This window comes from Aurantiacibacter gilvus (assembly GCF_038289935.1).
GTDB classification, from domain to species: domain Bacteria; phylum Pseudomonadota; class Alphaproteobacteria; order Sphingomonadales; family Sphingomonadaceae; genus Alteraurantiacibacter; species Alteraurantiacibacter gilvus.
Map to the genome: position 1 here is coordinate 1,462,491 of NZ_JBBYHV010000001.1, position 14,048 is coordinate 1,476,538.

10 protein-coding genes are annotated in these 14,048 nt (G+C 65.8%); 2 read left to right on the top strand and 8 right to left on the bottom strand.

The window, feature by feature from the left end; all coding sequences use genetic code 11:
- The first annotated feature begins 62 nt into the window (after positions 1–62).
- A complete protein-coding gene (locus AAEO60_RS07205) occupies positions 63–410 on the top strand; it encodes a PilZ domain-containing protein (RefSeq protein WP_341672971.1) in 348 nt (115 codons plus the stop codon).
- Positions 411–531: 121 nt separating this feature from the next.
- Here the strand turns inward: AAEO60_RS07205 and AAEO60_RS07210 are convergent, their stop codons facing one another.
- The 7 genes from AAEO60_RS07210 to AAEO60_RS07240 form a co-directional block, all read right to left on the bottom strand.
- Entirely contained in the window at positions 532–3,837 is a 3,306-nt protein-coding gene (locus AAEO60_RS07210) for a S41 family peptidase (protein ID WP_341672972.1), read from the bottom strand.
- Between the two features lie 133 nt (positions 3,838–3,970).
- Positions 3,971–5,239 carry a UDP-N-acetyl-D-mannosamine dehydrogenase gene (gene wecC / locus AAEO60_RS07215; RefSeq protein ID WP_341672973.1) on the bottom strand — a complete coding sequence of 423 codons (1,269 nt, stop codon included), beginning with the start codon at positions 5,237–5,239 and terminating at the stop codon, positions 3,971–3,973.
- The gene (gene wecB, locus AAEO60_RS07220; protein ID WP_341672974.1) at positions 5,239–6,357 is read right to left on the bottom strand and encodes a non-hydrolyzing UDP-N-acetylglucosamine 2-epimerase; all 1,119 of its coding nucleotides are present in this window, start codon (positions 6,355–6,357) and stop codon (positions 5,239–5,241) included. Before wecB ends, wecC begins: the two co-directional genes overlap by 1 nt.
- Before the next feature lie 93 nt (positions 6,358–6,450).
- Positions 6,451–7,653, bottom strand: coding sequence for a serine hydrolase domain-containing protein (locus tag AAEO60_RS07225; protein ID WP_341672975.1), 1,203 nt, complete (start codon positions 7,651–7,653; stop codon positions 6,451–6,453).
- Entirely contained in the window at positions 7,653–8,885 is a 1,233-nt protein-coding gene (locus tag AAEO60_RS07230) for a class I SAM-dependent methyltransferase (RefSeq protein WP_341672976.1), read from the bottom strand. Before AAEO60_RS07230 ends, AAEO60_RS07225 begins: the two co-directional genes overlap by 1 nt.
- A gap of 43 nt (positions 8,886–8,928) precedes the next feature.
- Positions 8,929–10,314 (bottom strand): cryptochrome/photolyase family protein, encoded by a 1,386-nt coding sequence (locus tag AAEO60_RS07235; protein WP_341672977.1) that lies wholly within the window; start codon positions 10,312–10,314, stop codon positions 8,929–8,931.
- 30 nt (positions 10,315–10,344) lie between these two features.
- Positions 10,345–11,253 carry a metal-dependent hydrolase gene (locus AAEO60_RS07240; protein ID WP_341672978.1) on the bottom strand — a complete coding sequence of 303 codons (909 nt, stop codon included), beginning with the start codon at positions 11,251–11,253 and terminating at the stop codon, positions 10,345–10,347.
- Between the two features lie 86 nt (positions 11,254–11,339).
- Here AAEO60_RS07240 and AAEO60_RS07245 point away from each other — a divergent pair, with 86 nt between their 5' ends.
- The gene (locus tag AAEO60_RS07245; RefSeq protein WP_341672979.1) at positions 11,340–12,653 is read left to right on the top strand and encodes a GumC family protein; all 1,314 of its coding nucleotides are present in this window, start codon (positions 11,340–11,342) and stop codon (positions 12,651–12,653) included.
- A 2-nt stretch (positions 12,654–12,655) separates the two neighbouring features.
- Here the strand turns inward: AAEO60_RS07245 and AAEO60_RS07250 are convergent, their stop codons facing one another.
- Positions 12,656–13,942: a sugar transferase gene (locus AAEO60_RS07250; protein ID WP_341672980.1), complete on the bottom strand. Its 1,287-nt coding sequence runs from the start codon at positions 13,940–13,942 to the stop codon at positions 12,656–12,658.
- Positions 13,943–14,048: the final 106 nt, after the last annotated feature.

Sequence of the window (14,048 nt, forward strand, 5' to 3'; positions counted from 1 at the left end):
GCGCAAAGCAAGGCCATGACGGCCAAGGTTGGGGAACCGTTGCACACGGGATTTTACTTGCGATGACGATGCAGAACACCATGGGCCGCTACGAGATCGCTGCGCAGGAAGATCGCAGCGCGCCGCGTACCAAGATCATGATCCCGGCGCAGCTGCGCGCCTCGGGCATGCGGGCGTTCCAGACGGTCGTGAACGACCTGTCGCTGAGCGGCTTCTCGGCCACGGCCGCCAATCGCATGCATGTGGGTTCGGTTTGCTGGCTGACCCTGCCGGGCCTCGAATCGCTGCAGGCTGAAGTCGTGTGGTGGGAAAACGGCATGGCCGGTTGTGCCTTCACCAACCTGCTCAGCCCCATCGTGCACGACAACATCCTCGCCCGCTACCGCGGCGACGGCAGCTATCGCGGCTAGGCAGTTCGCGTCATCCCGGACATGATCCGGGATCGCCCGCAACATGCTGCCAGCGATTCCGGCCTTCGCCGGAATAACGGGAATGGATCAGGGCGCTGCGGCGTCCTTTTTCATGTCCGCGTCAGTCTCCGATCGGCTGAACATCGGCAGCAGGCGTGCCCACCGGCGGCAGCGGCTGCGGTACCAGCGGGGTTACCGGCTCCGCGGCGATCTGCTGCTGCAGCAGGGCAATGCCCGCCTGCAACTGCGCGTCCTGCCCCATGAAGCGGGCGTGCGGCAGGTTCTCCACCTCGTAGTCGGGCGCGATGCCGTTGCCTTCGACAATCCAGGTGCCGTCGATCGAGTACTGTGCGTTCTCGGCGATGCGGACAGCGCCGTTGTCGACCAGGCGGTTGCGGTCGGACAGCCAGATGCCCGCCCCCGCCGTGCGCGTGCCGACCAGCGGCGCGACCGAGAGCGACTTGATCCCGGCAGCGAAGGTCTCTCCGTCGGAATAGGTGCGCTCGTCTATCAGCACGACGACATGACCGCGATAGGCGTTCTGCATGTTGGTGGTGGGCACACCGCTGCCGTCCGGATTGGACCAGAAGGCCCACGGTTCGCGCGTCAGCATCGAGATGATGATCGAATCGATATTGCCGCCGGAGTTGTTACGCACGTCGATGATCAGGCCATCGCGGTCGAGCTGGGAGAAGTAATCGCGAGCGAAGGTGGCAATGTCGCCGGAGCCCATGGCGCGAAGATGCAGGTAGCCGACATTGCCATCCGACGCCGCGTCCACTGCCGTGCGGTTGGCTTCGACGAAATCGTTATAGCTCGCCATACGCGCTCCGCTCCAGGTCATCGGCTCGACAATCGCGCTGGTGGCCGTGCGGCCACGCATCAGGTCCAGCCGCACCTGCTGGCCGGCCTTGGTGGCCAGCGCCATCCGCAGGTCCGCCAGTGTGGTGACCGGACGGCCATCGACACGCTGGATCACGTCGCCCACCCGCACGTCGACACCCGGACGGCGCAGCGGCGGACGTTGGGCCACGAGATCAGCCTCGGACTGGTAGATCGAATCGATCCGCAGGCCGCCAGCCACTTGCGAGTAGGTGGCGCCGAGGAAGGCCATGGCGCTGTTCTCGCCGTCTTCCGGCAAGTCGCCCGAGCGCACCTGGCTGTGCAGGATGCCGAGCGGCGAAGCCATCAGGCCAAGAATCGTGTTCAGTTCGGCGCGGTGGCCGATGCGGTCGAGCAATGGCTCCGTCCGCGCGCGCACCGCGCTCCAGTCCACGCCGCGCAGGGCGGGATCGTAGGCAAAGTCGCGGTGCAGGCGCCATGCGTCGACGAACATCTGGTGCCACTCGGCCACCGGGTCGATGGTCAGGCGCCAGTCGTTGAAGCGCACGCGGTGCGGCGCCGGTTCGTCGGGCATGTCGTCTGCGGCAGGCACCAGCGAGAGCACGGGCGCACTGGCCGATCCGGTCACCAGCATCACGGTCTCACGGTCCGCCGACAGCTCTGCCGCCAGGACACCTTCGGCAAAGACCTTCTCTTCCGCGTCGCGGCGGTCGATCTTGATCGACACCAGGTCTTCGCCCCGCCAGGTGTAGAGGAAATTCTCAGAGGCGAGCACGCCGCCGCCGACCCCGGCTTCCACCGGCAGCTTGTAGAGTCGCTCCGCCAAGCCAGCCAGGACCACGTTGGCGCTCGCTTCTTCTTCATCGTCCGCCGCTTCGTCGTCGCCACCGCCCCAGGCGCTCTCTTCTTCATCCTCGTCGGTCTGCGTCAGCTCGTTCTGCTCGGTAAAGCCGAACTCGCTCTCGGGATCGAGTTGCAGGGCATAGATCTCGCCGCGATCGGGAAATGCCACACCCATGTTGCGGTCTCCCCAGGGGCTGCCGGGGGTCGGCTCGAAGTTGCGGTCGGAGATGAAATAGAGCCAGGCGCCATCGTGCGCGAAGGCCGGGGCATAGTCGTTGTACTTTCCCGAAGTCGCCATCACCCGCTCGCCCGTGGCGAGATTCTGGACATGGATGTCGGAGGTATTGGCGCCGTTCAGCCGCGAAGTCTCGGCATAGGCGATGTAGGTCCCGTCAGGAGAGAAGGTCACGCCGCCGAAGGGCCGGTCGTCGCCCGTATCGTTGCTGGCCAGCAGCGTGGTGCGCCCGGTAGCCACATCGATGCGCTGCAGGCGTGCCTGCTTGTCCCACACGACGATGCTCTCACCATCAGGAGCAACGGCGAAGGACCAGATATGGGCATCGTAACCGTCAGTGATGGCCGTCGGCTGGCCGGAACCATCGGCCGGCATAGCGAAGATATCGCCCCGGTCACCCTGGTCGAGCACCATGAACACGCGTTCGCCATCGGGACCTTCCACGGCCTCGCGGGCGCGGGCGTCCATCGGGATGGCCAGCTCTACCCGCCGCCGCGCTCCCGGCGCGCCAAGGGCCACGCGGCCACGCGCGGTAACCGTGACGAAGTCGCCCGAGGGGGACACGCGCGCTTCCTCGGCCATGCTCAAGGGGTTTTCGATGGTGCGCAGCCGCGTCTGTTCGCGGTCGGTGATAATATCGAGCGCCAACGTCGTGAGGGTGTTTGTCGCCGTCGAGAACACGTGCAGGTCCGCGCCATTCTGCAGGAAGACGTCGCCGCCATCCATGCTGGCCTGCAGCACGGGGAACGGCAGTTCCTCGGAATGCTGCGTGACGCCGCTGCCATCTTCGGCCACCGACCACAGGGCATCGCCGCCGCTCTTGTCGGAGATGAAATAGATGCGCCCGCCGTGCGCCATGGGGTTGCGGATCGGCGCGCCGAAATCGGCCAGCAACTGGGTCGCTTCGTCCTGGCTACCGCTCTGCCAGCGCCACAACTGCGCCATTCCGCCACCGCGATAGAGCACGGCATTGTCGGAAGAGCGCGCCCGCAGGCCGCGGCGGCTGAAGAACAGCGTCTGCCCGTCCGCGCCGAAAGTCGCATCATTGGCGCGCCAGAGCGGGATCGGGGTAGCTTCGCCGCCCGTGGGGCTGACCGTGTGGAGGATCTCTGCCTGCCCCGCCCCGGTGAAGCTGGAGGAGAAGACCACCTGCCCATCCGGCGTCCAGCCGACGGTGCGAACGCTGCCACCCTCGAAGGTCAGCCGCCGCGGTGCCCCGCCCGCCACGGGCATGACGTAGACATCGTTCGGGCTATCGTAGGCAGCGTTGAACGCCACCCACAGGCCGTCGGGCGAGACCGCGGGGTTGGTTTCCTCTTCCTCGTGGTTGGTCAGCCGTACCGCAGAACCGCCCGACCGCGATGCCCGCCACAGGTCGCCTTCGCTGGCGAAAACCAGCACGTCACCGCGCGCGCTGGGGTACTGGTAAAACCCCTCGTCAGCGAGAGCGGGAGCAGTAACGGTCGTGGCAAGCAGGACGGCAGCGATCGCGGTAAGGCGTTTCATATGAGGTACTTCCCTGTCTGTTTGGCAGGGAGAATGGCCAGCCGCGACTGGTTGCGCAAGTTACAAGATTATGGCGGGCGGGCCGTTCTACGAACAGCCTACCTTGTCAGATGAACTGCATTGGGGAGAACTCTCAATCCCGCTCCACCGCCTTGGCCTTGCGGGTGGAGAACATGCCGGTGGTGTCGACCACGGCCTTCGACAGGTAGCTGTCGGCATCGAGCCGCTTGAACTGGCGGTGGCCTACCAGGAAGGTGACGATATCTGCTTCCTCGCGCGCTTCGTCGCTGGTGGCGTGGCGTACGTTAGGCAAGCCTGCCAGCGAGGCAGGCAGAGCGTCGAGATTGGGTTCGACAACCAATACCTGTGCGCCTTCAATCCTTGCCACCTCCTCGACGATCTCCAGCGCCGGGCTTTCGCGCACGTCGTCGACGTCGGGCTTGTAGGTGATGCCGTAGCAGGCGATCGTCGGGGACTTGAAGCGGTCCGCCAGCGCGGCAATGCTCGCCACCACGCGGTGCGGCTTGTCGTCGTTGACCACGCGCGCCATGCGGATCAGGCGCGCCTCATCCGGCGCGCTGGAGACGATGAACCACGGGTCCACCGCGATGCAGTGGCCGCCCACCCCTGCCCCCGGCATCAGGATGTTCACGCGCGGGTGCTGGTTGGCCAGTTCGCGCACCTGCCAGATATCGGTGCCCAGCTTCTCGCAGATGATCGACAGCTCGTTGGCGAAAGCGATGTTGACGTCGCGGTAGGCGTTTTCGGACAGCTTGCAGAGTTCCGCCACGCGGCTGTCGGTGACGTAGCAGGTGCCCATGACGAAGCTCTGGTACAGCCGTGCGGCCTTGTTGGCGCAGCTGATCGTCATGCCGCCGATGATACGGTCGTTGGACACGAGTTCGCGCAGCATCTGGCCGGGCAGGATACGCTCGGGGCAATGACACAGCGCGACGTCCGCCTCGCGGTCCTCGTCGCGGTAGCGCGGGAAGGTCAGGTCGGGGCGTTCCTCGGCGAAGATCTCCGCCAGCCGCTCGGTCGAACCGACCGGCGAGGTGCTTTCGAGGATGACGACATTGCCCTTCTCCAGCACCGGCGCGATGGTGCGCGCAGCCGCCTCGACATAGGCCATGTCCGGCCCTTCGTTCATCATCGGCGTGGGCACGGCGATCAGGAAGAATTCGGCGGGTTCGGGCGTGGTCGTGGCGCGCAGGCGGCCGGTATCGACGGCAGCCGAAAGCAGCATCTGCAGGTCGGGCTCCTGGAAGTGCGCCTGACCCGAATTGACTGCAGCCACCACCTTTTCGTTGACGTCGAGGCCCACGACTTCGTGCCCCCGGCTCGCCAGCATGGCGGCAGTAGGCAGGCCGATATAGCCGAGGCCGACGGTGCAGACTTTCATCAGGCGGATGCTTTCACGAATGCGGCGACGCTGGCGGCGATCTTCTGCGCTGCCGTGCCGTCGCCATAGGGGAAGACCGCGCGGGCGCGGCTGGCGTAATAGGTCTCGTCGTCGATCAGCCGGCTTACCGCCGAGGTGATCGCTTCGATATCGGTACCGACAAGGCTGGCGACGCCGGTCTCGACCGCTTCGGGCCGCTCGGTCACGTCGCGCATCACCAGCACCGGCTTGCCGAGGGCTGGCGCCTCTTCCTGGATGCCGCCGCTGTCGGTCAGCACGAGGTGCGCGGCCTGCATCAGCGCGACCATCTGCACATAGTCGACTGGCGGGATCAGGTGGACGTGGCTGGTGTGGCCCAGCCGCGCCTCGACCACGTCCTTCACCTGCGGGTTGAGGTGGACGGGGTAGACGATCTGGGTGTCGCCGCGGGCGGCAATGGCGGCCAGCGCGTCGCAGATGCGGGCGAAGCCGTCGCCGAAGCTCTCGCGGCGGTGGCCGGTGACGAGCACCAGCTTCTTCGCCGGATCGAGGCTGACGGGCAGCGAGGCGAGCTCGTCGCCGGTCAGGCCTTCCGCCACGTGCAGCAGCGCGTCGATCCCGGTATTGCCGGTGACTTCGATCTGGCGTTCCGTGGGCCGTTCGTTGCGCAGGTTCTGCGCCGCGCCCTCCGTCGGTGCCCAGAGCAGTTCGGCAACGGCGTCGATGGACACGCGGTTATATTCCTCGGGCCACGGGCGCATGATGTCGTGGCTGCGCAGCCCCGCTTCGACATGGCCAACCGGCACGCGGTTGTAGAAAGCGGAAAGACCCGCCGCCATGGCGCTGGTGGTATCGCCGTGGACCATGACGAGGCCCGGCTGGTGCTCGGCAATCAGGGCATCCATCTCCCGCATCACGCGGGCGGTGATATCGGACAGCGTCTGTCCGGGGGTCATCAGGTCGAGGTCGATATCGGCCTGCTCGCCGAAGACGGCGAAAACCTGGTCGAGCATCTGGCGGTGCTGGCCGGTGGTGACGACCTTGAGATCGACCTCCGGCACCTGCCGCAGCGCGCGCACCACGGGCAGCATCTTGATCGCTTCGGGACGCGTCCCGATCACGAGCAAGAGGGGCGTCACCGGATGCGCGCCAACGAGGGGGTCTGGACTGAGCTCAACCACGCGCAACCCCTAGCCGTTGCACGTAAAAATATTGCTACCGCCGCGTTCACCTTATTGCGCCGCATGGCGGGCGTCTGCGGCGGCCTGCACCACCTCATAGAAGCGGTTGCGTTCGTCTCCCTCGCCGCCCTCGCCGTTGGAATTGCGCCAGTTGGAATTGCTGGCGATCACAAGGTTGCGCGCCGGATCCACCAAAATGCCCTGTCCGAACAGCCCGCTGGCAGCATAGGCGCCTTCGGGATAGGTCCACCACTGGTAGGCATAGCCGCGTCCGTACTTGCCGGTGTCGAACACCGGCGTCGTGGCTTCCTCGAACCAGCCTTCGGGCACGACGCGTTCGCCGCCCGCCATGCCGCCGCCCATGGCGAACAGGCCGAAGCGCGCCATGTCGCGGGTGCTGGCCTGGATGCAGCATCCCGAAATCTCGCTGCCGCTGCTGGACAGCAGCCAGGTGGCGTCCTGCTCCATGCCGAAGGGCGCCCAGACCTTTTCGGAGAGGTAATCGGCCAGGTTCTTGCCCGTGGCATTGCGCACCAGTACGCCGATCATGTTAGTTTCGCCGGTGTTGTAGAGCCAGCGCGTGCCCGGTTCCGCCTCGCGCGGCAGCTGGCGCATGTAGTCGACCAGCGCATCGACGCCCTCTTCGGAGGACTCGTGTTCGTTGAACAAGGCGACGTCGCTTTGGGGGTCCTGGTAGTCCTCGTTCCAGCGCACGCCGCTGCTCATGGTGAGTAGCTGGCGGATCGTGACACCGTCGTAGCCGGAACCTACCAGTTCGGGGATGTACTTGGTCACCGGCTCGTCGAGGCTTTCGATGTAGCCGTCGGCAATGGCTGCCCCGACCAGCGTCGAGGTCAGGCTCTTGGCGGCGGAAAAGCTGGTCCAGCGCCCTTCGGCGTCGAAATCGAGGCCGTAGCGCTCCAGCACCACCTCGCCGTCGAGCACGACAACGATGGACGCCGCCTTCTGCTGTTCCATGAAAGCGTCGAGATCGAAGTCGCCAAGGTCCAGCGGCTCGCCATCGGGCAGTGGATAGGTTGCCTCGCCCGCCTCGATCACCCGCGCTTCCGCCAGTGCCGGGAACCGGTCCATCGCGCGGAAGGCGGCGGTGCGGGTTTCCTCGTCCCAGAACAGCACGTTGCGATCGGTCGGCATGTGCGACAGCACTTCGCGCTGGTCATCGTCGAGCGAGAACCAGGTTACGCCGCCAGCAGCCAGCAAGACGGCCAATGCGCCGACGATCACGTTTCTCATTATCCGTCCTTCACCAGGGTCACCTGGCTTACATTGATCCCGCCGCCGCGGAAGCCGCCTTCGCAATACATCAGGTAGAAGCGCCAGAGGTCGCAGAAGCGCTTGTCGAAGCCGTCCGGCAGGCGGCCCTGCGCCGCTGCCTCGTTGAATCGCTCGCGCCACAGCTTGAGCGTTTCGGCATAGTCGAGGCCGAAGTCTTCCTGCTCGGTCCAGCTGAGCCCGTGCGCTTCGGCGAGTTGCCGGAACTCGCTGGTGCGGATCAGCATGCCGCCGGGAAAGACATAGGCCTGGATGAAATCGGCACTGGCCGCGTAGTCGTCGAAAATCGGCTCGGCGATGGAGATGAACTGGATCGCCGCCTTGCCGCCCGGCTTCAGGTTGCGCGCGACGCAGTCCATGAAGGTGGGCCAGTATTCGCGCCCCAGCGCCTCGACCATCTCGACACTGACGATGGCATCGAACTGTCCGTCCATGTCGCGGTAATCGCGCTTGAGGAATTCGACACCCGGCTGGTGCTGCCGCGCATAGGCCAGTTGCTCGTCGGACAGGCTGATAGCCGTGGGCTTGCTGCCTTGCGAAGCGAAGAAGCCCGCCAGCGAGCCCCAGCCGCAACCGATCTCCAGCAGCGTATCGGGCTTGCCGAGCCGCTGCGCCAGACGTTCCCACTTGCGGTGCTGCGCGGCTTTCAAACCGTCTTCACCGACGTGGTAGGCACTCGAATAGGTCATGGTGGGATCGAGCCACGCGCCGTAGAAACCGTTGCCCAGGTCGTAGTGCGCGTGGATGTTGCGTTCGGCGCCCGTGCGGTCGTTGCGCTTGAGCGCGTGCATGGCCTTGGCCACCCAGCGCCACGGTCCCTTGGCCCGCGCGGTATCGCCCAGCGACACGGCATTGGCCATGAACAGCGCGAACAGCGGCACCGGATCGGGGCTGGACCACTCCCCCGCCTCCCAGGCCTGGTACCAGCCGACCGAACCGCCCGTCGCCAGCCGCACCAGCGCGCGCCAGTCGTGTAGCGTCACCTCGCATTCGAAGCCGGGAGCATTGCCGCCCAGCTTGCGCCGGGTGCCATCAGGCAGCGTGCCGTGGATCGTGCCGCTCGCCAGCCCCGCGTCGATCCGGTCAAGCACCTTGCCGACGGCGGGAGCGAACAGGCGTGCGAACAGGCCGGGACGTGCGGCAAAACGCCGTCCGCCCTCGAGCAAGTCCTCTCCGCGTGCCTGTCCGAGCATGGCAGGCTATATGACGCGGCGGCGTCAGACGGGCAAGGCGTCGTCAGTCCTTGTGCGCGCGATAATTTTGCAGAGCCCGTTCGCGGGCTTCCCTGTGGCCGATCAGCCTGGCCGCATAGTCGCCGCGCAAGTGATCCGGCGGATCGTGGATGTAGGGCTCGTCGAGGTCGGCCAGTTCGGGCACCCATTCGCGGATATAGCCAGCGGCATCGAACTTCTCGCTCTGGCTGAGCGGCGCCATGATGCGCACGAACATGTTGCTGTCGACGCCCGTGCCACTGACCCACTGCCAGTTGGTGCCGTTGCTGGCGTAGTCGGCATCCACCAGCGTATCCCAGAACCATTCCTCGCCGTGCCGCCAGTCGATCAGCAGGTGCTTCACCAGGAAGCTGGCGGCGATCATGCGCACGCGGTTGTGCATCCAGCCGGTCGCCCAGAGCTGGCGCATGCCGGCGTCGACGATCGGGTAGCCGGTGCGCCCCTGCTGCCAGGCCTGCAGCTCTTCCTCGATCACGTGTCCGCGATTGGGATTGCGCCAGAAGTTTTCGTCATAGCCGTCGCGATAGGGCTTCTCGCTGTAGTCGGGAAACTGGCAGACGAGGTTGGCGGCATAGTCGCGCCAGACCAGCTCGGCGCGAAACATGCGCGCGCCCTGCCCGGTGTGCCGCCCGATCCGCTCCCACAGCATGCGCGGGCTGACCTCGCCGAAATGCAGGTGCGGCGAAAGGCGGCTGGTGGCGTCCACGCTCGGCAGGTTCCGGTCGTCCGAATAGCCCGCGATCACCTCCAGGAATTCATCGAAGCGGTCTATCGCGGCGGCAGTTCCGTGCAGGCCGGACCAGTAATCGCGCAACCCGCCCGCCCAGTCGGGCCTGGTGGGCAGCAGGTCGAGATCGTCCAGCGACAGGCTGTCGGGCCATGAGTCCGGACTGGAAAGGCTCGGCTCGGGCAGGATGTCGAAGCCATCTATCGCGTCGAAGGTCGCGTTCTTGAACGGGGTGAAGATCTTGTAGGGCGTGCCCGATCCGGTGGTCACCGTGCCCGGCGGCAGCAGGTAGTTGCCGTCGTGCAGTTGCAGGTCGAGCCGGTCCTTCAGCTTGCCATGCGCGCGCCGCCACCACGGTTCGTAGTGGCGCAGGGCGTGGACCGTCTTTGCACCGGTCTCCCCGGCCAGCTTGCACAGCTCCTCGACCGCATTGCCCCGGCGGATGACCAGCTGCGAATGGTGACGCGCAAGGTCGCTTTGCAGCGCCTCTAGCGCGTGGTGCAGCCACCAGCGGCTGGCCCCGCCCATGCGGCGGTCAGCCGGTGTCTCGTCGTCGAGGATGAAGACCGGGATCACCGGCCCGGCTTGCGCGGCAGAGGTCAGCGCGGCCTGGTCGGTCAGACGCAGGTCGCGGCGGAGCCAGACGATTTGTGGTTCGGACAAGGTGATCCCCTTCTTACAGGGGCCAACTAGTCACTCCGCGCCCGGTTCCGAACACAGACCATCGGGCAGGGTCACGCTGAAGCGGCCGTCCTCGACGCTGTAATAGCGCGCGTCGCTGAGGCGCCAGGTGCCGTCGTCGCGGTGATCCAGGACCGGCGTTCGGCTCCAGAACAGGAAAGCATCGACCTGCGGGTCCTGCGCGCGGGCAGCGGCAAGGTCGCAATCGGACAGCAAGGCATTGCCGACCTTCTCGCCATCAATGAAGAAGCTGCCGCCTCCACCAACGCCGATGGACTCACGCTCCCAGAAGACCAGGGGTGGCGGGGAGGAGATGGTTTCCACGAACGCGCTGTTCTCCTGTCGGTCGAGCTCCGAAATCGCGTGGTTGGCGACAAGGTAGAGCCCGCACAGTCCCAGCACCGTGCGCGCCACCTTGCGCCAGTCGCCGCCGCGCTTCTCGCGCCGAAGCGAGAGCCACAGGCCGATCCCCATGGCCAGCCACAGCCACAGGTCGATAATGAACAGCACGTCACCGTAGAACCATTGGCTGGAGAACGGCTCCAGCAGGCGGATACCGTAGACATTCATCCAGTCGAGGGCGGGATGCGTCAGGCATCCGATCAGCGACAGCGCGTAGAGCCAGCCGAAATGCACCGGCAATCGCTTTTCCGGTCGCTTGCCCCGCCTTGCCTGCCAGCGGTCCCAGCCCCACAGCAGAGCCGCCAGCACCAGCGGCAACAGCACCAGAGCTATCGGTCCGTGCGTGATCCCGCGGCGGAAAGCGAGATGCTCGGTGCCCTCCAGCCAGAAAAAGCAGGCCGCGTCCACGTCTGGCAGGTTCGCGCCGATGATCAGCGCGGGCATGGCGAGGCCGGTCTTGCGCTTGAAGCCGGCCTGGCCGATCAGCGCGCCGGTGAGCGAATGGGTAAGATTGTCCATTGGCGGGGGACCATAATCGCACCGAGGCGGCGCGCTAGCCCCACACCGCTCTTTATCGGCAGCATGCAAGCGTTTAGGCAGAGCGCATGACGGGGACCTACGACGAGGCCGACTACCTATCGCCGGCACCGCGCGGCCAGCGGCAGCGGCCTGCCTGGGTGCGGCTCGGCCTGCCTGTCGCCGGCATCGTGCTGGTCTGCGGGGGTGTGGCGGCGGCTATCGGCCTGACCACCGAGAAGATCTACGAAGCCGAAGCGCGCGTCGAACTGATCGTGCCCGAAGGCGCCGATCGCGCGGCCATGCCCACCGACAGCGAACGGCTGGTGGTGGTGCGATCTTCCGCCGTGGCCGGGACAGCCGTCGAAGCGCTGGACCTGCTCGACGATCCGCGCTTCCTCGATGCCAACCCGGCGCTCGACACCGGCGGCGGCGCCCCTGACGAACGCCAGACGCGCGCTGCGGCCGTCCTGCTGCGCAACAGCAGGGCCACGCTGGACGACAACGGCGTCTTTGTCAGCGTGACATACCGGTCTGCCAGCCCGACGCTGGCGGCGGACATCGCCGACGCGATGGCCGCAGCTTTCGTGGAGGCGGACGCGAGGACCGTGGCCGGGGCACTGGGCGATTCGCGCGAGGAACTGGAGGCGCTCGTCGCCGAGGTGCGCGGCGAACTGGAAGCGGCCGAGCGCGCGCTCTCGGGCGACATGACCGAGGCCGATATTCTCGCCCTGCCCGCCTCCGAAGCGAACCTGCTTGCAGGCGGCGCAGGCATCGATCCGCTGACCGAGGATGCCCGCCTTGCCATCGCCACCCAGATCGCGCTGGTGCGCGGCGAACTGGCGCGCGTGGAAGCGCAGATTGCCGCTGGCACGCTCGACGAACGCGATCCCGTGGTCCGCGACCTGCTCGAAAGCCGCGACGAGCTGCAAGCCGAATACGAGCGCGTGACCAGCCAGTTTCGCGAGGACTACCCGGCAGCGCGCGAACTGCGCGAACAGCTTGATTCCATCAATGCCAACCTCGCTCGCGAACGGGGGAGGATGGCTGGCGATCTGGCCGAAGAGCAGCGCCAGCTCACGCGGCAAGAAGAAGACCTGCTGGCGCAACTCGCGGAACTGGGCGGAGCGATAAGTTCGCGCGGAGAGGCAGGCGAAGGAATCGTCGACCTGCAGGCCGATGTCCTCGCCAAGCGCCAGCTTTACGACATGCTGCTGGCCCGCCTCGCCGTAGCCGAAACCGGCGAACGCCCGACCACGGCGCGCGTGATCTCGCCCGCCGAGCTGCCGACAATGCCGGTTTCGCCCAACTGGTACTGGCTGACTGGTGGGGCACTGGGCGCCGCCCTGCTGCTGTCGCTGCTAGTGGTGGCGAACGACTACCGCCGCCGGAAAGGCCGCTAAGGCTACTTGGCGCCGTGCCCGGTCAGCACCACCATGACGGTGCGCATCATGATCAGGAAGTCGAGCCAGTACGAGAAGTTCTTGATGTAATAGAAGTCGAACTGCAGCTTCGCGTCGATATCCTCCAGGTTTGTCACGTGGCCCTGGTTGACCTGCGCCCAGCCGGTGATGCCGGGGCGCACGATGTGGCGGTAGGAATAGAACGGGATTTCCTGCTGGTACCAGTTACCCAGTTCCAGGGCTTCGGGACGCGGGCCGATCCAGCTCATATGGCCGGTCAGGATGTTGAGCATCTGCGGCAGCTCGTCGATGCGCGTGCGCCGCAGGAAGGCTCCAAGCTTGGTAATGCGCGGATCGTTATCGTCCGTCATCGCCTTGGCGCGGCGTTCATCCTCGCAGTCGCTCAATTCCTCACAGCGCATGGTACGGAACTTGGTAACGCGGAACGGCTGGCCGCGAAAACCGATGCGCTCCTGCCGGAACAGCACGGGACCGGGTGAATCGAGCTTCACCAGCACGGCGACCACCAGCAGCGGCAGGATCAGCAAGGGGCCGAGCAGCAGCACGAGGAAGATGTCAGCCAGCCGCTTCAACCGCATGAAGCTCATGTTCGGCAGCAGCGAGCCAAAGCTGTTCTCGGACAGGTGTTCCACCCAGACGCGGCCCGTTGCGGCTTCGTAGACCTGCTTGAAGTGGAACACCGGCACGCCTTCCAGCGCTGCCATGGCCAGCAGGCGTTCCCAGTCATCGTCAAGGTCTGCATGCAGGTCTGCCACGATGATCGCACCGCGATGAGCAGGCAGGGCCGGCTCCGCCAGGCGACGCGTCTTCAGCCCGATATTTCCGAGCCGCGCGATGCGCCCGCCGGGCACCGTATAGAATATCTTCTGGTCTGCCCTGCTCGCCAGCCCCATCACAGCGATATAGACCGCCACCGAACAGAAGAAGTTGATCAGCAGTACCGGGTTCGAATAGTCGAAGCGGAAGATCAGGATCGCCAGCGCAGCGAAGCCGAAGCTGGTCATGAAGCTGGGCAGCACGGATCCCAGTTGCTTGACACCCGGATAGATGTTCACCCGCCGCGCAAAGAAGATGCCCGCCACCAGCGCGATGATCGAGGCGACGATGGAATTCTGCAGGAAGGCGTTGGACCGGAACGGCTCCAGCGCGCCGCCAAGATAGATCAGCGGCGGCAACAACGTGCCGAAAATGATGCAGGTCAGGACCTGTAAGGCGAAAGAGCGGTAAATGCTCCGGCCATCCTGCATCAGCTCTGACGGAGCTGCCATCAGCATAGTCCGGTCGTCCTCATTCTCGTTGTGAAACAATCTATTCGCATCGACTTCTGACAGCCCGGTCGATTGCAAATCGCGCATGGCCTTAGGCTTGCTCTAG

What these genes read in the sequence shown, in the direction of transcription:
- AAEO60_RS07205 (WP_341672971.1), top strand. Translation starts at nt 63, where the DNA reads ATGACGATGCAGAACACCATGGGCCGCTACGAGATCGCTGCGCAGGAA.
- AAEO60_RS07240 (WP_341672978.1), bottom strand. Translation starts at nt 11,253, where the DNA reads ATGGACAATCTTACCCATTCGCTCACCGGCGCGCTGATCGGCCAGGCC.
- AAEO60_RS07250 (WP_341672980.1), bottom strand. Translation starts at nt 13,942, where the DNA reads ATGGCAGCTCCGTCAGAGCTGATGCAGGATGGCCGGAGCATTTACCGC.
- AAEO60_RS07210 (WP_341672972.1), bottom strand. Translation starts at nt 3,837, where the DNA reads ATGAAACGCCTTACCGCGATCGCTGCCGTCCTGCTTGCCACGACCGTT.
- AAEO60_RS07225 (WP_341672975.1), bottom strand. Translation starts at nt 7,653, where the DNA reads ATGAGAAACGTGATCGTCGGCGCATTGGCCGTCTTGCTGGCTGCTGGC.
- AAEO60_RS07230 (WP_341672976.1), bottom strand. Translation starts at nt 8,885, where the DNA reads ATGCTCGGACAGGCACGCGGAGAGGACTTGCTCGAGGGCGGACGGCGT.
- AAEO60_RS07245 (WP_341672979.1), top strand. Translation starts at nt 11,340, where the DNA reads ATGACGGGGACCTACGACGAGGCCGACTACCTATCGCCGGCACCGCGC.
- wecC (WP_341672973.1), bottom strand. Translation starts at nt 5,239, where the DNA reads ATGAAAGTCTGCACCGTCGGCCTCGGCTATATCGGCCTGCCTACTGCC.